This is a genomic window from Pseudomonas bharatica, assembly GCF_048586865.1.
Lineage (GTDB): Bacteria > Pseudomonadota > Gammaproteobacteria > Pseudomonadales > Pseudomonadaceae > Aquipseudomonas > Aquipseudomonas bharatica.
The window spans coordinates 259,644-278,409 of the sequence record NZ_JBMAWR010000004.1; the positions used below are offsets into that span (position 1 = coordinate 259,644).

Consider the following 18,766-nt stretch of genomic DNA (forward strand, 5'->3'; position numbering starts at 1 on the left):
TCGGATTCCCTTTGGTTATCCAAAGCATAAAAATTATGAATTTGAGTTATCCAATCTAACCCCATACCATCAGCCGTACAAGCCAAGGGGTTATTGGCATAGAAAGACTGATGAGGAACGCCTGATGGCCGGCAAAACGCTTTACGACAAGCTCTGGGATTCGCATTTGGTCAAGCAGCGCGACGATGGCTCGGCGCTGATCTACATCGACCGTCACATCATCCACGAAGTGACCTCGCCGCAGGCCTTCGAAGGCCTGCGCCTGGCGAATCGCAAACCTTGGCGCATCGATGCCAACATCGCCACTCCCGACCACAATGTGCCGACCACGCCCGAGCGCAAGGGCGGTATCGACGCCATCGTCGACCAGGTGTCGCGCCTGCAGGTGCAGACCCTCGACGAGAACTGCGACGAGTACGGCATCACCGAATTCAAGATGAACGACGTGCGCCAGGGCATCGTCCACGTCATCAGCCCGGAGCAGGGCGCAACCCTGCCGGGCATGACCGTGGTCTGCGGTGACTCGCACACCTCGACCCACGGCGCCTTCGGTGCCCTGGCCCACGGCATCGGTACCTCCGAGGTCGAGCACGTGCTCGCCACCCAGTGCCTGGTCGCCAAGAAGATGAAGAACATGCTGGTGCGCGTCGAAGGCGTATTGCCGGTGGGCGTTACCGCCAAGGACATCGTCCTCGCCGTGATCGGCAAGATCGGCACTGCGGGCGGCAACGGCCATGCCATCGAGTTCGCCGGCAGCGCCATCCGCGACCTGTCCATCGAAGGCCGCATGACCATCTGCAACATGTCCATCGAGGCCGGCGCCCGTGTCGGCCTGGTGGCCACCGATGCGAAGACCGTCGAATACGTGAAGGGCCGCCCGTACGCGCCGAAGGGCGAGCAATGGGAACAGGCCGTCGAAGCCTGGAAAGACCTGGTGTCCGACGAAGACGCGGTGTTCGACACCGTGGTCGAGCTGGACGCTGCGCAGATCAAGCCGCAGGTCAGCTGGGGCACCTCCCCGGAAATGGTCCTGGCGGTCGATCAGCGCGTGCCGGATCCGGCTGCCGAGGCCGACCTGGTCAAGCGTGGCTCCATCGAGCGCGCCTTGAAATACATGGGCCTGAGCGCGAACCAGGCGATCACCGATATCCAGCTGGACCGCGTGTTCATCGGTTCCTGCACCAACTCGCGGATCGAAGACCTGCGCGCCGCGGCGGAAATCGCCAAGGGCCGCAAGGTGGCCGCGACCATCAAGCAGGCCATCGTGGTACCGGGCTCTGGCCTGGTGAAGGAGCAGGCCGAGAAGGAAGGCCTGGACAGGATCTTCCTCGAAGCCGGCTTCGAATGGCGTGAACCGGGCTGCTCCATGTGCCTGGCGATGAACCCGGACCGCCTGGAGAGCGGCGAGCACTGCGCGTCCACCTCCAACCGGAACTTCGAAGGTCGTCAGGGTGCCGGTGGTCGTACTCACCTGGTCAGCCCGGCCATGGCCGCCGCCGCCGCCGTTACCGGCCGTTTCATCGATGTACGCGAGTTGATCCAAGGGAGCGCAGCATGAAAGCCTTTACCCAGCACACCGGCCTCGTTGCCCCACTGGACCGTGCCAACGTCGACACCGACCAGATCATTCCCAAGCAGTTTTTGAAATCGATCAAGCGCACCGGTTTCGGTCCGAACCTGTTCGATGAATGGCGCTACCTGGATGTCGGCCAGCCGTACCAGGACAACAGCAAGCGTCCGAAAAATCCGGACTTCGTGCTCAACCACGACCGCTACCAGGGCGCCAGCGTGCTGCTGGCCCGTGAGAACTTCGGCTGCGGTTCGAGCCGCGAGCACGCCCCGTGGGCACTGGAAGAGTACGGCTTCCGCAGCATCATCGCGCCGAGCTATGCCGACATCTTCTTCAATAACAGCTTCAAGAACGGCCTGCTGCCGATCATCCTCAGCGACGCGGAAGTCGATGAACTGTTCAAGCAGGTCGAAGCCGCCCCGGGCTACCAGCTGACCATCGACCTGCAGGCGCAGACCGTGACCCGTCCCGACGGCAAGGTGCTGAACTTCGAGATCGACGCGTTCCGCAAGCACTGCCTGCTCAACGGCCTCGACGACATCGGCCTGACCCTGCAAGACAGCGATGCCATCGCCGCCTTCGAAGCCCGTCACCGCGCCAGCCAGCCATGGTTGTTCCGCGACGCCAAATAAAGGATTGACACGGACCCTTGTGGGAGCGGGTTTACCCGCGATTGCTGTAGTGAATTCACCACCGTAATCGCGGGTGAACCCGCTCCCACAGGTCCGGACAAGCCGAAAGATTTTTGGAGAGGCAGATGACCAGCAGCCACAAGGACGTTGTCCAGCGCCAGTTCGGCGACCAGGCCAGCGCCTACCTCAGCAGTGCCGTGCACGCCCAGGGCACTGAATTCGCGTTGCTCCAGGCCGAGCTGGCCGGGCACGAACATGCCCGCGTCCTCGACCTGGGTTGCGGCGCCGGGCATGTCAGCTTTCACGTGGCGCCCCTGGTCGCCGAAGTGGTGGCCTACGACCTGTCGCAGCAGATGCTCGACGTGGTTGCCGCCAGCGCTGCCGACCGCGGCCTGGACAACATCGTCACCGAACGCGGTGCCGCCGAGCGCCTGCCGTTCGCCGACGCCTCGTTCGACTTCGTCTTCAGCCGCTACTCCGCGCATCACTGGAGCGACCTCGGCCTGGCCCTGCGCGAAGTGCGCCGGGTACTCAAGCCAGGTGGCGTGGCCGCCTTCGTCGATGTCATGTCGCCGGGCAGCCCGTTGCTGGATACCTACCTGCAGACCGTCGAAGTCCTCCGTGACACCAGCCACGTCCGCGACTATTCCGCTGCCGAATGGCTGCGCCAGGTCAGCGAGGCCGGCCTGCGCGTGCGCAGCCATGCCCGCCAGAGCCTGCGCCTGGAATGGACCTCCTGGGTCGAGCGCATGCGCACGCCGGACGCCATGCGCACCGCCATCCTGCAATTGCAGCAAGCGATGGGCGAAGAAGTACGGCAGTATTACCGGATCGAAGCCGATGGTTCCTTCAGTACCGATGTCCTGGTGCTCTGGGCCGAACGCTGAAATCCAGCAGATATTTACCGGCGCGCCACCTCGGCGCGCCGCTTGATTCGAGATAGAGGAAAGCATGAGCAAGCAGATTCTGATTCTCCCGGGTGACGGTATCGGTCCTGAAATCACCGCCGAGGCCGTCAAGGTGCTGGAGCTGGCCAACGACAGGTTCCAGCTCGGCTTCGCCCTGGAGCATGACGTGATCGGCGGCGCCGCCATCGACAAGCACGGCGTACCGCTGGCCGACGAGACCCTGGAGCGTGCACGCAAGGCCGACGCCGTGCTGCTGGGCGCCGTGGGCGGGCCGAAGTGGGACAAGATCGAGCGCGACATCCGTCCGGAGCGCGGCCTGCTGAAGATCCGTTCGCAACTGGGCCTGTTCGCCAACCTGCGCCCGGCGATCCTCTACCCGCAACTGGCCGACGCCTCGTCGCTCAAGCGTGAAATCGTCTCCGGCCTGGACATCCTGATCGTCCGCGAGCTGACCGGCGGTATCTACTTCGGCGCCCCGCGCGGCACCCGCGAGCTGGAAAACGGCGAGCGCCAGTCCTACGACACCCTGCCGTACAGCGAAAGCGAGATCCGCCGCATCGCCCGTGTCGGCTTCGACATGGCCCGCGTGCGCGGCAAGAAACTGTGCTCGGTGGACAAGGCCAACGTCCTGGCCTCCAGCCAGCTGTGGCGCGAAGTGGTCGAGGAAGTGGCCAAGGACTATCCGGACGTCGAACTCAGCCACATGTACGTCGACAACGCCGCCATGCAGCTGGTCCGCGCACCGAAGCAGTTCGACGTGATGGTCACCGACAACATGTTCGGCGACATCCTGTCGGATGAGGCTTCCATGCTCACCGGTTCCATCGGCATGCTGCCATCGGCCTCGCTGGATGCCCACAACAAGGGCATGTACGAGCCATGCCACGGCTCCGCGCCGGACATCGCCGGCCAGGGCATCGCCAACCCGCTGGCGACCATCCTCTCGGTATCGATGATGCTGCGCTACAGCTTCAACCAGCACGGCGCCGCCGATGCCATCGAGAAAGCGGTGAGCCTGGTCCTCGACCAGGGCCTGCGTACCGGCGACATCTGGTCCGAAGGTTGCACCAAGGTCGGTACGCAGCAAATGGGCGACGCAGTAGTCGCAGCGCTGCGGAATCTGTAATCTCTCTGGCCCGCTGCCGAAACCACAACAGGGCAGCGGCCCACTTTTAGCGAAGGTGTAGTTGCGATGAAACGTGTAGGTCTGATCGGTTGGCGCGGAATGGTCGGTTCCGTGCTCATGCAGCGGATGCTCGAGGAGCAGGATTTCGATCTCATCGAGCCGGTGTTCTTCACCACCTCCAACGTCGGTGGCCAGGGCCCTGCAGTGGGCAAGGACATTGCTCCGCTGAAGGATGCCTACAGCATCGACGAACTCAAGACCCTGGACGTGATCCTGACCTGCCAGGGCGGCGACTACACCAACGAAGTCTTCCCCAAGCTGCGCGAAGCCGGCTGGCAGGGCTACTGGATCGACGCCGCCTCGTCCCTGCGCATGCAGGATGACGCGGTCATCGTCCTCGACCCGGTCAACCGCAAGGTCATCGACCAGCAGCTCGATGCCGGTACCAAGAACTACATCGGCGGCAACTGCACCGTCAGCCTGATGCTGATGGGCCTGGGTGGCCTGTTCGAAGCCGGCCTGGTCGAGTGGATGAGCGCCATGACCTACCAGGCGGCCTCCGGCGCCGGTGCACAGAACATGCGCGAGCTGATCCGCCAGATGGGCGCGACCAACGCTGCCGTGGCCGATGACCTGGCCAACCCGGCCAGCGCCATCCTCGACATCGACCGCAAGGTCGCCGAAACCATGCGCAGCGATGCCTACCCGACCGAAAACTTCGGCGTACCGCTGGCCGGCAGCCTGATCCCGTGGATCGACAAGGAACTGCCGAACGGCCAGAGCCGCGAAGAGTGGAAGGCCCAGGCCGAGACCAACAAGATCCTCGGCCGCTTCAAGAGCCCGATCCCGGTGGACGGCATCTGCGTGCGTATCGGCGCCATGCGCTGCCACAGCCAGGCGCTGACCATCAAGCTGAACAAGGACGTGCCGCTGGCCGACATCGAAGGCCTGATCAGCCAGCACAACCCTTGGGTGAAACTGGTGCCGAACCAGCGCGAGATCAGCATCAAGGAGCTGACCCCGACCAACGTCACCGGCACCCTGAACATCCCGGTGGGTCGCCTGCGCAAGCTGAACATGGGCTCCCAGTACCTGGGCGCGTTCACCGTTGGCGACCAGTTGCTGTGGGGCGCCGCCGAGCCGCTGCGCCGCATGCTGCGGATCCTGCTGGAGCGTTGATCGCCTTGCGGTAACCGGAAAACCCGTGCTGGTGACAGCGCGGGTTTTTTGTTTTCGTACAAATCAAAGTAAAGTGCCGCTCCCGAATTCCCGGACCCTGTGGGAGCGGGTTCACCCGCGATTGCGATGGTGCATTCACCGACGCCATCGCGGGTAAACCCGCTCCCACAGGTTCGCGGCGTCCCATCAACCGGCACCGAGGCCCTCAAGGCCAGAGGAAATTCCAGATGACCCAACCCATCGACATCGCCGTGATCGGCGCCACCGGCACCGTCGGCGAAACCCTGGTGCAGATCCTCGAGGAACGCGATTTCCCGGTCGGCACCCTGTACCTGCTGGCCAGCAACGAATCCGCCGGCAGCGCCGTGAGCTTCCGCGGCAAGAACCTGCGCACCCGGGAAGTCGATGAGTTCGACTTCACCAAGGTCCGCCTGGCCTTCTTCGCCGCCGGCCCGGCCGTGACCCTGAGCTTCGCACCCCGCGCCCAGGCCGCTGGCTGCACGGTGATCGACCTGTCCGGCGCCTTGCCTGCCGAGCAGGCCCCCGCCGTGGTTCCCGAAGCCAACCCCCAGGTGCTGGACACCCTGAAAGCCCCGGCAACCCTGCACAGTCCAAGCGCCTCGGCCGTTGCCCTGGCCGTCGTGCTCGCGCCGCTGAAAAAACTCGTCGACCTGCAGCGCGTCACCGTGACCGCCTGCCTCGCCGTGTCCGCCCAGGGGCGCGAAGCCGTCAGCGAGCTGGCCCGGCAGACTGCCGAACTGCTCAATGCCCGGCCGCTGGAGCCGCGTTTCTTCGACCGGCAGATAGCCTTCAACCTGCTTGCCCAGGTCGGCCCGAGCGACGAACAGGGGCATGGTGTGCTGGAGCGTCGGCTGGTGCGTGAGTTGCGTGAACTGCTCGACCTGCCTTTACTCAAGATTTCAGTTACCTGCGTTCAAGTCCCGGTGTTTTTTGGCGATAGCTACACTGTGAGCCTGAACGCTAGCGAAGCGGTGGACCTGGCGGCGGTGAACCAGGTGCTGGACACTGCGCCAGGTGTCGAGCTGGTGCAGGACGAAGGGGATTACCCGACGCCGGTCGGCGATGCCGTGGGCCAGGACGTGGTGTATGTCGGGCGGGTGCGTGGCGGAATCGACGAGCCGCAGCAACTGGACCTCTGGCTGACCACCGACAACGTGCGCAAGGGTGCCGCTTTGAATGCCGTGCAACTGGCTGAATTGTTGATAAAAGGCCTTGTGTAAAAGATACTTGGCGACACTTTGCATAGTGACCATTAACGTTCGCACGCAAGTTGCCTGCGGTATTCGCTAGCGGTTCGGTAATAAGCCTCACGGCGGTTCTTCAGTTCTTCTCGGTTCCCGGGGACGCTTCAAAACAAAGGATGAGGTCATGCTTCGAATTCGCAAACTGGTATTAGCAATAGCCGCAGCGTCGGCGCTGTCTTCCGGTATGGCGCATGCCCTCGGGCTTGGCGAACTGACCCTCAAGTCAGCGCAGAACCAGCCCCTCGATGCCGAGATCGAACTGCTCGACGTGCGTGACCTGAGCGCCGCCGACGTGCAGCCGAGCCTGGCTCCGGCGGAAGAATTCGCCAAGGCCGGCGTCGAGCGCCCGGCGTTCCTCAACGACCTGACCTTCACCCCGGTGCTCAACCCGGCAGGCAAGAGCGTGCTGAAAATCACCTCCAGCCAGCCGCTGCCAGAGCCGATGGTCAAGTTCCTGGTCCAGGTGATGTGGCCGCAAGGCCGTCTGCTGCGCGACTACAGCGTGTTGCTCGACCCTTCCCGGTTCTCCCCGCAGGCCGCCCAGGCCGCTGCCGGCGTGACGCCGGCGGTCAGCGCTCCGGCCAACTACACCACGGTGCGCCGCGACACCCTCTGGGAGATCGCCGCGCGCTCGCGCCAGGGCGGCTCGGTGCAGCAGGCCATGCTGGCGATCCAGGCGTTGAATCCGGACGCCTTCATCAACGGCAACATCAACCAGTTGAAGACCGGCCAGGTCCTGCGCATGCCGGACCAGCAGCAGATCCAGGCCATTCCCCAGGCCCAGGCCTTGAAAGAGGTCAACGAACAGAACATTGCATGGCGCGAAGGCCGCCGCCTTGGTCCCCAGGCCCGCCAGCTCGACGCCACCCGCCGCAACGCCGCCCAGCCCGCGCCGTCGCGCATTACCCAGCAGGACAACCTGAAACTGGTTGCCGCCGGAAACGACAAGGCGCTGAGCGACAAGCTCGCGACGACCCAGGAAAACCTCGATGCCAGCCGTCGTGAAAGCGATGAGCTGAAAAGTCGCGTCTCCGATCTGCAAAGCCAGCTGGACAAGCTGCAACGGCTGATCGACCTGAAGAACGACCAGCTCGCCCGCCTCGAAGCCCAGGGCAACGCCCCGGCCGCCCCGGTGGCCGCAGCGCCGGTGATCGACGCGCAGCTGCAGGCCAATCCGGCCCCGGCCGCCGAGCCGGTGGTGACTCCGCCTCCGGCAGCGGTCGATACCGCCCCCGAGCAGGACACCGCGCCTGCCGATGCCCAGGCGGCGGGGCAGGGCAGCACGGCGCTCGACGGCATTCTTGGCAACCCGCTGCTGCTGGCGCTGATCGCCGGCTCGGCGCTGCTGGTACTGCTGCTCTTGCTGCTGTTGCTGGCACGCAAGCGCAAGGCCCGGCAGGAAGCGGAAAAACACATGCGCATGGCCCGCGCACTGGCCGAAGAAAACGAACTGGGTCTTGACCGCGAGCTGCCGCAAAGCAGTTTCGACGGCCTTGATGTCGTACCGCCGACCGTCACCCTGGCGCCGGCCGTGGTCGCGGCCTCCGCCGCTGCTGCCACCGCCGCCGAGCAGGTCAGCGAGCCGCGGGTCGCCGAGCCCGAGCCGCAGCCGAAAGCCGATCCGTTCATGGCCGAGATCGACGATTGCATCGCCCACGGCCGCCTGATGCAGGCTTCCAACCTGCTGGAACCGGCGGTGGAGAAATTCCCGCAGCGCAGCGACCTGCGCCTCAAGCTGATGGAAGTCTATGCCCATCAGGGCGACCGTACCGGCTTCGTCATGCAGGAGCGCCAGCTGCAGGCCAATCCGCAGAACCTGGCGGCGGTCGAATCGCTCAAGAGCCGTTTCCCCAACATGCTCGCCGTGGCTGCGGTCGCTGCCGCAGCGGCTGGCGGTGCTGCCGTGGCCAGTGGCCTGGACGAAAAGTTCGTCGAAGAACTGATGTCGGAAGAGCCGCAGCCCGAGTCGGATGACCTGCCTGCCGATGATGATCTCGACAGCGCCTTCGACCTGAGCCTCGACGATCTGGACGGCCTGGACCTGGAAACCCCGGCCGACCAGGCTGCGGTACAGGCCAGCGAGCAGGTACAGGAGCCGGTACAGGAGCAACCGTCGGCCGAGCCGCCGTCGCTGGACGACCTGGATTTCGACACCCTGCTGCAGGACAACCCGGAAGCACCCCGCGCCGAGGCTCCACAGCCGGAGTCGGATGCCGACGCATTCGCCGACCTGGACTTCGACAGCCTGCTGGAAGAGCAGACGGCCGCCCAGGCTGCTGCAAGCGCGCCGCAAGCCGACCCGGAGCCGGAGCCGCCGGTGGTAGACGACCTGGACTTCGACAGCCTGCTGCAGGAGCACACCGCAGCCCAGGCCGTCGAACCGCAGCCGGAAGCCGAGCCGGCAGCAGAACCCGAGCCGGAGCAACCTGTCGCCAGCGATGACGATGTGGATTTCGACGCCCTGTTCCAGGACTACGCCGCTACCGAACCGCAAGCGCCGGCGCAGCCTGAAGCGGAATCCGGACTGACTGCCAGCGCCGACGATATCGACTTCGATGCCCTGCTCGACGAGCACACCAAGGCGCAGTCCGACACCAGCGCCGACCTGGCCGACTTCGACCTCAGCGTTCCGGATGAAACCCCGACCGTCGCTACCGAAAATCGCCCACCGCTGGATATCGAAGCGGAACTGGCGGCCTTCGACAACGACCTGGGCCTTGAGGCCGACCTGCCGCCGCTGGAGCTGCCGGACGACTTCGACCTGTCCCTGCCGGGCGAGGACGATACTGCGTCGAAGAACTTCGCTGCCGAGCTGGATAACGTCAACGCCGAACTGGACAAGCTCTCCGCCAGCCTGGAAACGCCGTCGCTGGAGCCGCATTTCACCGCCGAGGACGCCGCCAGCCTGCCGGACGAAGGCGACTTCGATTACCTGGCCGGCACCGACGAGGTCGCCACCAAGCTCGACCTGGCCCGGGCCTACATCGACATGGGTGACCATGACGGCGCCCGCGACATCCTCGACGAGGTCAACAAGGAAGGCGACCAGGCCCAGCGCCGCGAAGCCGCCGAGTTGCGCTCGAAGCTGGCCTGATCCGCCAGGCAGTACCACCAACGGCAGCCCTCGTGGCTGCCGTTGTCGTTATAATCCGCGCCATCGCGTAACCGACAGGCTGTTATTCCCTTGGAAATCATCGATACCGCGGCGTCCGAAGTGGCCGCCGAAGGCTTTTACCGAATCGCCCTGGGCGTTGAATACAAAGGCACCCGCTATCGCGGCTGGCAGCGCCAGGGCGATGGCGTGCTCAGCGTGCAGCAGACCCTCGAGGAAGCCCTGTCGAAAGTGGCCGCCGAGCCGATCACCGTGCAATGCGCCGGGCGTACCGATGCCGGTGTGCATGCCAGCGGCCAGGTCGTGCACTTCGATACCCGTGCCATCCGCGACCCCAAGGCCTGGACCATGGGCGCCAACAGCCATCTGCCCCACGACATCAGCGTGTCCTGGGCCGAGCGGATGCCGGCGCATTTCCATGCGCGCTTCAAGGCGTTCGCCCGGCGCTATCGCTATGTGATCTACAACGACCAGATCCGCCCGGCGCACCTTGGCGACCAGGTCACCTGGAACCACCGTCCGCTGGACGTCGAGCGCATGGCCGAGGCGGCGCGCTGCCTGCTGGGTACCCATGACTTCAGTGCCTTCCGCGCCGGCCAGTGCCAGGCCAAGTCGCCGATCAAGACCATCCACCACCTGCGGGTCACCCGCCACGGCAAGATGATCGTCCTGGATATCCGTGCCAGCGCGTTCCTCCACCATATGGTGCGCAATATCGCCGGGGTACTGATGACCATCGGTGCCGGCGAGCGCCCGGTGGAGTGGGCGGCGCAGATCCTTGCCAGCCTCGACCGCCGGCAGGCCGCGGCCACCGCCCATCCGTTCGGCCTCTACCTGGTGCAGGTGGAATACCCGGAGGAGTTCGTCCTGCCCAAGCGTTTCATCGGCCCGCATTTCCTCACCGGTTTCGAGTTTCCAACGGCTGACGACCCGACGGTCATTTGCTAACATCCGGGACTTTCGCCCTCTGGAGATTCGCTGCCCATGTCTGCCGTTCGCAGCAAGATCTGCGGTATTACCCGCGTGGAAGACGCGCTGGCCGCAGCCCAGGCGGGGGCCGACGCCATCGGCCTGGTGTTCTACGCCAAGAGCCCGCGGGCGGTAAGCATGCAGCAGGCGCGGGAGATCATCGCCGCGCTGCCGCCGTTCGTCACCACCGTCGGCCTGTTCGTCAATGCCAGCCGTTGCGAGCTCAACGAGATTCTCGAAGCGGTGCCGCTGGACCTGCTGCAGTTCCATGGCGACGAAACCCCGGAAGCGTGCGACGGCTACCACCGCCCGTGGATCAAGGCCCTGCGCGTGCGTGCCGGGGATGACCTGGAAGCCGAATGCAAGCGCTACGCCCGGGCCAGCGGCATCCTGCTCGACACCTATGTGGCCGGCGTGCCCGGCGGCACCGGCGAAGCCTTCGACTGGACGCTGGTGCCCGGGCACCTGAGCAAGCCGATCATCCTCGCCGGCGGCCTGAATCCGCACAACGTCGGCGCGGCGATCGCCCAGGTGCGGCCGTATGCGGTGGATGTCAGCGGAGGGGTGGAACAGGCCAAGGGCATCAAGGACGCGGCGCGCATCGACGCCTTCCTCGATGCGGTACGCCGCGCGTGATGCGTGCCGATGTGACGACGGCCGGCAAGGCATCGTCCATAACTTTCGCAGCCCAGTGCTGCCAGGCCAGGCCCTTGGGCCGGCCATACGAATCGACGAGCGGTCGCATGCCGTCCGGGCCAGCGCTTTCGGCGCGCCCACGGCTGCGGCCGGTGTTTCCGAAGCATTTTTGAAGCTCAAGGGCATACGCGCGATCCGGCACTCAATGCCTGCCGGTCGCCGCTACTGGAGAAATAAAGCATGAGCAACTGGTTAGTAGACAAACTGATTCCATCGATCATGCGTTCCGAGGTGAAGAAGAGTTCGGTTCCCGAAGGCCTGTGGCACAAATGCCCGTCCTGCGAAGCCGTGCTTTACCGTCCGGAACTGGAAAAGACCCTGGACGTCTGCCCCAAGTGCAACCATCACATGCGCATCGGCGCGCGTACCCGCCTGAACATCTTCCTCGACCCTGAAGGCCGCAACGAGCTGGGCGCCGAGCTCGAGCCGGTGGATCGCCTGAAATTCCGCGATGGCAAGAAGTACAAGGACCGCCTGGCCGCCGCGCAGAAGCAGATCGGCGAGAAAGATGCGCTGATCTCCATGAGCGGCACCCTGATGGGCATGCCGATCGTGGTCAGCGCCTTCGAGTTCTCCTTCATGGGCGGCTCGATGGGCGCCGTGGTCGGCGAGCGTTTCGTCCGCGCTGCCAATTACGCCCTGGAAAACCGCTGCCCGATGGTCTGCTTCTCGGCCTCCGGCGGTGCACGCATGCAGGAAGCGCTGATCTCCCTGATGCAGATGGCCAAGACCTCCGCCGCCCTGGCGCGCCTGCGCGAAGAAGGCATCCCCTTCATCTCGGTACTGACCGACCCGGTCTACGGCGGCGTTTCCGCCAGCCTGGCGATGCTCGGCGACGTCATCGTCGGTGAGCCGAAGGCCCTGATCGGCTTCGCCGGCCCGCGGGTAATCGAGCAGACCGTGCGCGAGAAACTGCCGGAAGGCTTCCAGCGCAGCGAGTTCCTCCTGGAACACGGCGCCATCGACCTGATCATCCACCGCGCCGAACTGCGTCCGCGCCTGGCGAAGATCCTCGCGCAGATGACCGGCCAGCCGTCGCCGAAGTACGTACCTTCGGCGGTTGACGCGGTAGTCGTGCCACCGGCGCCTGCCACCGTATGACCCAACGTACCCTTGGCGAATGGCTCGCCTACCTTGAGCAGTTGCACCCTTCGGCCATCGACATGGGCCTGGAGCGCTCCCGCGAGGTAGCGACCCGGCTCGGGCTGGGCAAGCCGGCGCCTCGGGTGGTGACTGTCACCGGCACCAACGGCAAGGGTTCGACCTGCGCCTTCATCGCCGCGCTGCTCAAGGCGCAGGGGCTGAAGGTGGGCGTCTACAGCTCGCCGCACCTGCTGCGCTACAACGAGCGGGTGCAGCTCGACGGCGTCGAGGCCAGCGATGAGCAACTGTGCCAGGCCTTCGCCGCCGTCGAAGCGGCCCGCGGTGAAATTTCCCTGACCTATTTCGAAATGGGCACCCTGGCGGCCTTCTGGCTGTTCAGTCGCTCGGCGCTGGACGCCGTGGTCCTCGAAGTGGGCCTGGGCGGGCGCCTGGACGCGGTCAACCTGGTGGATGCGGACCTTGCCGTGGTCACCAGCATCGGTGTCGACCATGCCGACTGGCTGGGCAACACCCGTGAGTCCGTGGCCTTCGAGAAGGCCGGGATCTTCCGCCAGGACCGCCCGGCGCTGTGCGGCGACCTGAACCCGCCGCAACCGCTGCTGGACAAGGCCCGTGAGCTGAACTGCCCGTTCTTCCTGCGCGGGCGTGATTTCGACCTCGCCTACAGCGAACAGTGCTGGCAATGGCGTGGTGTCGATGCTCGCGGTAGCGACGTCGAGTTGCCCGACCTGCCGCTGCTGGACCTGCCGATGGAAAACGCCGCGCTCGCCCTGCAGGCCTATCTGCTGCTGGACCTGCCGTGGGATGCCGCGGTGGTGGCCAAGGCCTTGCAGGAGGCGCGCATCGTCGGGCGCCTGGATCGCCGCCAGTTCCACTGGAACGGCAAACCCCTGAATATCCTGCTCGACGTGGGCCACAACCCGCATGCTGCCGAATACCTGGCCGAGCGCCTGGCGGCGCGTCCGGTCGCGGGCAAGCGCCTGGCGGTGTTCGGCCTGCTATCCGACAAGGACCTCGGTGGCGTGATCCAGCCGTTGCTGGCGCATGTTCGTCATTGGGCCGTGGCTACACTGGATACTGCGCGCAGCCGTCCGGCCGCCGAGTTGCAAGCCGCACTGGAGAACCTTGGTGCAGCGGTGCAGTCCTATTCCAGCGTTGCACAGGCCCTGGAGGGGCAGTGCGCGCAGGCGACGGCGGATGACGAGATCCTGCTGTTCGGATCATTTTTCTGTGTCGGCGAAGCCCTGGAGTGGCTGGGCCGGCAGGCCATGGAGGACTGAGCCAATGGCGGGGCTGGACAAGGTCATGAAACAACGCATGGTCGGGGCACTGGTGCTGGTGGCCCTGGCAGTCATCTTCCTGCCGATGCTGTTCACCAAGCAGGACGAGCTGCGCCAGGTCAAGGTCGAGGCCCCCGCGGCGCCCGCCGTGCCGGCGTTGCCACAGGTGCAGGTCGAACCGGTACAGGTGCCCGAGCCCCAGGTGATTCCCGACGAGAGCCTCGCCGACCAGCCGCAGACGGCGCCGGCTACGCCGATCGCCCCGGTCCAGCAGGCGCCGGTCCAGCAGCCGGTTGTCCAGCAGGAAGCAGCGAAGCCGAGCACACCGGTACCGACCCCGCAGCCTGCGGCCAAGCCTGCTTCTGTTCCTGCTCCGGCAGTCGCGGCGGCCCCGGCTGCGGCCAAACCGGCAACGCAAACCCCGGCGCCAACCCAGGCCAGCGCCAGCAAGGTCGACCCGAATGGCCTGCCGGTCAGCTGGTCGGTGCAACTTGCCAGCCTGTCCAACCGGGCCAGCGCCGACACCCTGCAGAAAACCCTGCGCAGCCAGGGCTATAACGCCTATATCCGTTCTGCCGACGGCATGAACCGGGTGTTCGTCGGCCCGGTCATCGAGCGTGCCGAAGCCGAACGCCTGCGCGATGTCATCAGCCGCCAGCAGAAGCTCAAGGGCTTCGTTGTCCGTTTCCAGCCCGAACGTGGCTGAAATCTGCCGTCCAGCGCCTGCGCCGGACGGCAAATCACTGCTTACCCATAGTCCTGCGCTCTGGTAAAATGCGCCGCCTCAACCGTTCGCAGGCAACACCGTGGCATTTACCTGGGTCGACTGGGCGATTCTCGCGATCATCGCCATTTCTTCGCTGATCAGTCTCAAGCGCGGCTTCGTCAAGGAAGCTCTGTCCCTGCTCACCTGGATCGTCGCCGGTGCGGTGGCGTGGATGTTCGGCGGCTCCGCCGCGCAGTACCTCGAGAGCTATATCCAGACGCCGTCCGCCCGGGTCATCGGTGGTTGCGCCATCGTTTTCGTCGCCACCCTGCTGGTGGGGGCGATGATCAATTTTCTGCTCGGCGAGCTGATTCGGGTCACCGGGCTGTCCGGGACCGATCGCTTCCTCGGCATGGCCTTCGGTGCCGCCCGTGGGGCATTGCTCGTCGTGGTGGCCGTCGGGCTGTTGAGCCTGGGGCCGGTACAACAGGATCCATGGTGGCAGGAGTCGCGGCTCTTGCCACAATTTCTATTGGTGGCTGACTGGTCGAAGAACCTCATCCTGGGGTTGACCAGCCAGTGGCTAGCCAGCGGAATCAGCGCTCCCGCTGATCTGCCGTTCAAGGAACAGCTCCTGGGGCCAAAAGCTCCGTGAGCACCGTTCAGTCCAGTTTCATTAAGTAGGGGTTGCGTCGCATGTGTGGCATCGTCGGTATCGTCGGTAAGTCGAACGTCAATCAGGCGCTGTATGACGCGCTTACGGTCCTCCAGCACCGCGGCCAGGACGCTGCCGGTATCGTGACCAGCCATGATGGCCGGTTATTCCTGCGCAAGGACAACGGCCTGGTCCGTGACGTCTTCCAGCAGCGCCATATGCAGCGCCTGGTCGGCCACATGGGCATCGGCCACGTGCGCTACCCAACCGCGGGCAGCTCGACCTCGGCCGAGGCCCAGCCGTTCTACGTCAACTCGCCGTATGGCATCACCCTGGCGCACAACGGCAACCTGACCAACGTCGAGCAGCTGGCCAAGGAGATCTACGAGTCCGACCTGCGCCACGTCAACACCAACTCCGACTCGGAAGTCCTGCTCAACGTCTTCGCCCATGAACTGGCGGTGCGCGGCAAGCTGCAACCCACCGAGGAAGACGTGTTCGCCGCGGTCACCGACGTGCACAACCGCTGCGTCGGCGGCTACGCGGTGGTGGCCATGATCACCGGCTACGGCATCGTCGGCTTCCGTGACCCCAACGGTATCCGCCCGATCGTCTTCGGCCAGCGTCACACCGACGAAGGCGTCGAGTACATGATTGCCTCGGAAAGCGTCTCGCTGGACGTGCTCGGCTTCACCCTGATCCGCGACCTGGCCCCGGGCGAGGCGGTGTACATCACCGAGGAAGGCAAGCTGCACACCCGTCAGTGCGCGACCAACCCGAAACTCTCGCCGTGCATCTTCGAACACGTCTACCTGGCCCGCCCCGACTCCATCATCGATGGCGTCTCGGTGTACAAGGCGCGCCTGCGCATGGGCGAGAAGCTGGCCGAGAAGATCCAGCGCGAGCGTCCCGACCACGACATCGACGTGGTCATCCCGATCCCGGACACCAGCCGCACCGCGGCCCTGGAGCTGGCCAACCACCTGGGCGTGAAGTTCCGCGAAGGTTTCGTCAAGAACCGCTACATCGGCCGCACCTTCATCATGCCGGGCCAGGCCGCGCGGAAAAAATCCGTACGCCAGAAGCTCAACGCCATCGAGCTGGAGTTCCGCGGCAAGAACGTGATGCTGGTGGACGACTCCATCGTGCGCGGCACCACCTGCAAGCAGATCATCCAGATGGCCCGCGAAGCCGGCGCCAAGAACGTCTACTTCTGCTCCGCGGCCCCGGCCGTGCGCTTCCCCAACGTCTACGGCATCGACATGCCGAGCGCCCACGAGCTGATCGCTCACAACCGCAGCACCCAGGATGTCGCCGACCTGATCGGCGCCGACTGGCTGGTCTACCAGGACCTGCCTGACCTGATCGAAGCGGTTGGCGGCGGCAAGATCAAGATCGAGCACTTCGACTGCGCGGTATTCGACGGCCAGTACGTCACCGGCGACGTCGACGCAGCCTACCTGGAACGCATCGAGCGGGCCCGCAACGACCTCGCGAAAGCCAAGAACCAGGCGGTCAGCGCGATCATCGACCTTCACAACAACTGATATAGGAGCAACGGCATGACACAGGAATGGGATGCCGGGCGCCTGGACAGCGACCTCGACGGGGTCGCTTTCGATACGCTGGCGGTACGCGCCGGCCAGCATCGCACGCCGGAAGGTGAGCACAGCGATCCGCTGTTCTTCACCTCCAGCTACGTGTTCCGTACCGCGGCCGATGCCGCGGCGCGGTTCGCCGGCGAGGTTCCAGGCAACGTCTATTCGCGTTACACCAACCCTACCGTACGGGCTTTCGAGGAGCGCATCGCCGCCCTGGAAGGCGCCGAGCAGGCGGTCGCCACCTCCACTGGCATGGCGGCGATCCTCGCCACGGTGATGTCGTTCTGCAGCGCCGGCGACCATGTGCTGGTTTCGCAGAGCGTGTTCGGCTCGACCATCAGCCTGTTCGAGAAATACTTCAAGCGCTTCGGCATCCAGGTGGACTACGTGCCGCTGGCCGACCTGGGCGCGTGGGAACAGGCGTTCAAGGCCAACACCAAGCTGCTCTTTGTCGAGTCGCCATCGAATCCGCTCGCCGAACTGGTCGATATCGCCGCGCTGGCGGAAATCGCCCACGCCAAGGGCGCCCAGCTGGTTGTGGATAACTGCTTCAGCACCCCGGCGCTGCAGCAGCCGCTGGAACTGGGTGCGGACATCGTCATGCACTCGGCGACCAAGTTCATCGACGGCCAGGGCCGTTGCATGGGCGGCGTGGTCGCCGGTCGCAGCGAGCAGATGAAGGAAGTGGTCGGTTTCATCCGTACCGCTGGCCCTTCGCTGAGCCCGTTCAACGCCTGGATCTTCCTCAAGGGCCTCGAAACCCTGAACCTGCGCATGCGCGCCCACTGCGCCAATGCCCAGGCACTGGCCGAATGGCTGGAGCAGCAGGACGGTATCGAGAAAGTGCACTACGCCGGCCTGCCAAGCCATCCGCAGCACGAACTGGCCAAGCGCCAGATGAAGGGCTTCGGTGCGGTGGTGAGCTTCGAGGTCAAGGGCGGCAAGGAGGGCGCCTGGCGCTTCATCGACGCCACCCGGCTGATCTCGATCACCGCCAACCTGGGTGACGCCAAGACCACCATCACCCACCCGGGCACCACCTCCCACGGCCGTCTGTCGCCGCAGGAACGTGAAGCGGCCGGTATCCGCGACAGCCTGATCCGTGTCGCGGTGGGCCTGGAAGACGTGGCCGACCTCAAGGCCGACCTTGCCCGTGGCCTGGCGGCGCTGTGATCGACTGGTCGGTTGCCGAGCGTAGCCATAACGGTCGCGTGGCGCTGGTCACCGGCGCCGCCCGCGGCATCGGCCTGGGCATCGCTGCCTGGCTGATCGCCGAGGGCTGGCAGGTAGTTCTCACCGACCTTGACCGCGTGCGCGGGGCCAAGGTCGCCAAGGTGCTGGGCGACAACGCCTGGTTCGTCGGCATGGATGTGTCCGACGAAGTCCAGGTGACCCTCGCCGTGGCTGAAGTCCTCGGCCAGTTCGGCCGCCTCGATGCACTGGTGTGCAACGCGGCGATCGCCGATCCGCACAACACCACCCTCGAAAGCCTCAGCCTCGCCCACTGGAACCGCGTCATGGCGGTCAACCTGAGCGGGCCGATGCTGTTGGCCAAGCATTGCGCGCCTTACCTGCGTGCGCACTGCGGGGCCATCGTCAACCTGACCTCGACCCGTGCCCGCCAGTCCGAGCCGGATACCGAGGCCTATGCGGCGAGCAAGGGTGGCCTGCTGGCGCTGACCCATGCCCTGGCCATGAGCCTGGGCCCGGAGATCCGCGTCAACGCCGTCAGCCCCGGCTGGATCGATGCCCGTGATCCTTCCGCACGGCGTGCCGAGCCCCTCAGCGACGCCGACCATGCCCAGCATCCGGCGGGCAGGGTGGGGACGGTGGAGGACGTGGCGGCGGCAGTGGCCTGGCTGCTGTCGAAGAATGCCGGGTTCGTGACCGGGCAGGAGTTCATCGTCGACGGTGGCATGACGCGGAAGATGATTTACCAGTGACAGCCGCTTGAGGAATCGCA

The 18,766-nt window shown here is 65.3% G+C and carries 16 protein-coding genes; all 16 read left to right on the forward strand.

What is annotated here, in order from left to right; genetic code table 11:
• Positions 1-124: 124 nt before the first annotated feature.
• The 16 genes from leuC to ACKLLE_RS07980 all read left to right on the forward strand — a co-directional run bounded on the left by leuC (position 125) and on the right by ACKLLE_RS07980 (position 18,746).
• Positions 125-1,558 (forward strand): 3-isopropylmalate dehydratase large subunit, encoded by a 1,434-nt coding sequence (leuC, locus tag ACKLLE_RS07905; protein ID WP_009403089.1) that lies wholly within the window; start codon positions 125-127, stop codon positions 1,556-1,558.
• Complete coding sequence (gene leuD / locus ACKLLE_RS07910) at positions 1,555-2,202, forward strand: 3-isopropylmalate dehydratase small subunit (protein WP_009403090.1); 648 nt, start codon at positions 1,555-1,557, stop codon at positions 2,200-2,202. Before leuC ends, leuD begins: the two co-directional genes overlap by 4 nt.
• Positions 2,203-2,327: 125 nt before the next feature.
• Positions 2,328-3,089, forward strand: a complete 762-nt coding sequence (locus tag ACKLLE_RS07915) for a class I SAM-dependent methyltransferase (RefSeq protein WP_420057518.1) — start codon at positions 2,328-2,330, stop codon at positions 3,087-3,089.
• 64 nt (positions 3,090-3,153) lie between these two features.
• Entirely contained in the window at positions 3,154-4,236 is a 1,083-nt protein-coding gene (gene leuB / locus ACKLLE_RS07920; RefSeq protein ID WP_420057519.1) for a 3-isopropylmalate dehydrogenase, read from the forward strand.
• Between the two features lie 66 nt (positions 4,237-4,302).
• Positions 4,303-5,415, forward strand: coding sequence for an aspartate-semialdehyde dehydrogenase (asd, locus tag ACKLLE_RS07925; RefSeq protein WP_009403093.1), 1,113 nt, complete (start codon positions 4,303-4,305; stop codon positions 5,413-5,415).
• 227 nt (positions 5,416-5,642) lie between these two features.
• Positions 5,643-6,656 carry an aspartate-semialdehyde dehydrogenase gene (locus ACKLLE_RS07930; RefSeq protein WP_420057520.1) on the forward strand — a complete coding sequence of 338 codons (1,014 nt, stop codon included), beginning with the start codon at positions 5,643-5,645 and terminating at the stop codon, positions 6,654-6,656.
• A gap of 148 nt (positions 6,657-6,804) precedes the next feature.
• Positions 6,805-9,774: a motility hub landmark protein FimV gene (locus ACKLLE_RS07935; protein WP_420057522.1), complete on the forward strand. Its 2,970-nt coding sequence runs from the start codon at positions 6,805-6,807 to the stop codon at positions 9,772-9,774.
• A gap of 84 nt (positions 9,775-9,858) precedes the next feature.
• A complete protein-coding gene (truA, locus tag ACKLLE_RS07940; protein WP_420057543.1) occupies positions 9,859-10,740 on the forward strand; it encodes a tRNA pseudouridine(38-40) synthase TruA in 882 nt (293 codons plus the stop codon).
• A 36-nt stretch (positions 10,741-10,776) separates the two neighbouring features.
• The gene (locus tag ACKLLE_RS07945) at positions 10,777-11,397 is read left to right on the forward strand and encodes a phosphoribosylanthranilate isomerase (RefSeq protein ID WP_420057523.1); all 621 of its coding nucleotides are present in this window, start codon (positions 10,777-10,779) and stop codon (positions 11,395-11,397) included.
• 240 nt (positions 11,398-11,637) lie between these two features.
• The gene (gene accD / locus ACKLLE_RS07950) at positions 11,638-12,558 is read left to right on the forward strand and encodes an acetyl-CoA carboxylase, carboxyltransferase subunit beta (protein WP_009403098.1); all 921 of its coding nucleotides are present in this window, start codon (positions 11,638-11,640) and stop codon (positions 12,556-12,558) included.
• Complete coding sequence (gene folC / locus ACKLLE_RS07955; protein ID WP_420057524.1) at positions 12,555-13,841, forward strand: bifunctional tetrahydrofolate synthase/dihydrofolate synthase; 1,287 nt, start codon at positions 12,555-12,557, stop codon at positions 13,839-13,841. Before accD ends, folC begins: the two co-directional genes overlap by 4 nt.
• A 4-nt stretch (positions 13,842-13,845) precedes the next feature.
• Positions 13,846-14,547: an SPOR domain-containing protein gene (locus tag ACKLLE_RS07960; protein ID WP_420057525.1), complete on the forward strand. Its 702-nt coding sequence runs from the start codon at positions 13,846-13,848 to the stop codon at positions 14,545-14,547.
• 100 nt (positions 14,548-14,647) lie between these two features.
• Positions 14,648-15,202 carry a CvpA family protein gene (locus ACKLLE_RS07965; RefSeq protein WP_009403101.1) on the forward strand — a complete coding sequence of 185 codons (555 nt, stop codon included), beginning with the start codon at positions 14,648-14,650 and terminating at the stop codon, positions 15,200-15,202.
• Positions 15,203-15,243: 41 nt separating this feature from the next.
• Positions 15,244-16,749, forward strand: coding sequence for an amidophosphoribosyltransferase (gene purF / locus ACKLLE_RS07970; RefSeq protein ID WP_009403102.1), 1,506 nt, complete (start codon positions 15,244-15,246; stop codon positions 16,747-16,749).
• A 15-nt stretch (positions 16,750-16,764) separates the two neighbouring features.
• A complete protein-coding gene (locus ACKLLE_RS07975) occupies positions 16,765-17,976 on the forward strand; it encodes an O-succinylhomoserine sulfhydrylase (protein WP_009403103.1) in 1,212 nt (403 codons plus the stop codon).
• A complete protein-coding gene (locus ACKLLE_RS07980; protein ID WP_009403104.1) occupies positions 17,973-18,746 on the forward strand; it encodes an SDR family oxidoreductase in 774 nt (257 codons plus the stop codon). Before ACKLLE_RS07975 ends, ACKLLE_RS07980 begins: the two co-directional genes overlap by 4 nt.
• The last annotated feature ends 20 nt before the right edge of the window (positions 18,747-18,766 follow it).

Excerpts from the sequence above, each read along its gene's own strand:
- leuC (WP_009403089.1), top strand. The coding sequence starts at position 125 with ATGGCCGGCAAAACGCTTTACGACAAGCTCTGGGATTCGCATTTGGTC.
- leuD (WP_009403090.1), top strand. The coding sequence starts at position 1,555 with ATGAAAGCCTTTACCCAGCACACCGGCCTCGTTGCCCCACTGGACCGT.
- ACKLLE_RS07915 (WP_420057518.1), top strand. The coding sequence starts at position 2,328 with ATGACCAGCAGCCACAAGGACGTTGTCCAGCGCCAGTTCGGCGACCAG.
- leuB (WP_420057519.1), top strand. The coding sequence starts at position 3,154 with ATGAGCAAGCAGATTCTGATTCTCCCGGGTGACGGTATCGGTCCTGAA.
- asd (WP_009403093.1), top strand. The coding sequence starts at position 4,303 with ATGAAACGTGTAGGTCTGATCGGTTGGCGCGGAATGGTCGGTTCCGTG.
- ACKLLE_RS07930 (WP_420057520.1), top strand. The coding sequence starts at position 5,643 with ATGACCCAACCCATCGACATCGCCGTGATCGGCGCCACCGGCACCGTC.
- ACKLLE_RS07935 (WP_420057522.1), top strand. The coding sequence starts at position 6,805 with ATGCTTCGAATTCGCAAACTGGTATTAGCAATAGCCGCAGCGTCGGCG.
- ACKLLE_RS07945 (WP_420057523.1), top strand. The coding sequence starts at position 10,777 with ATGTCTGCCGTTCGCAGCAAGATCTGCGGTATTACCCGCGTGGAAGAC.
- accD (WP_009403098.1), top strand. The coding sequence starts at position 11,638 with ATGAGCAACTGGTTAGTAGACAAACTGATTCCATCGATCATGCGTTCC.
- folC (WP_420057524.1), top strand. The coding sequence starts at position 12,555 with ATGACCCAACGTACCCTTGGCGAATGGCTCGCCTACCTTGAGCAGTTG.
- ACKLLE_RS07960 (WP_420057525.1), top strand. The coding sequence starts at position 13,846 with ATGGCGGGGCTGGACAAGGTCATGAAACAACGCATGGTCGGGGCACTG.
- purF (WP_009403102.1), top strand. The coding sequence starts at position 15,244 with ATGTGTGGCATCGTCGGTATCGTCGGTAAGTCGAACGTCAATCAGGCG.
- ACKLLE_RS07975 (WP_009403103.1), top strand. The coding sequence starts at position 16,765 with ATGACACAGGAATGGGATGCCGGGCGCCTGGACAGCGACCTCGACGGG.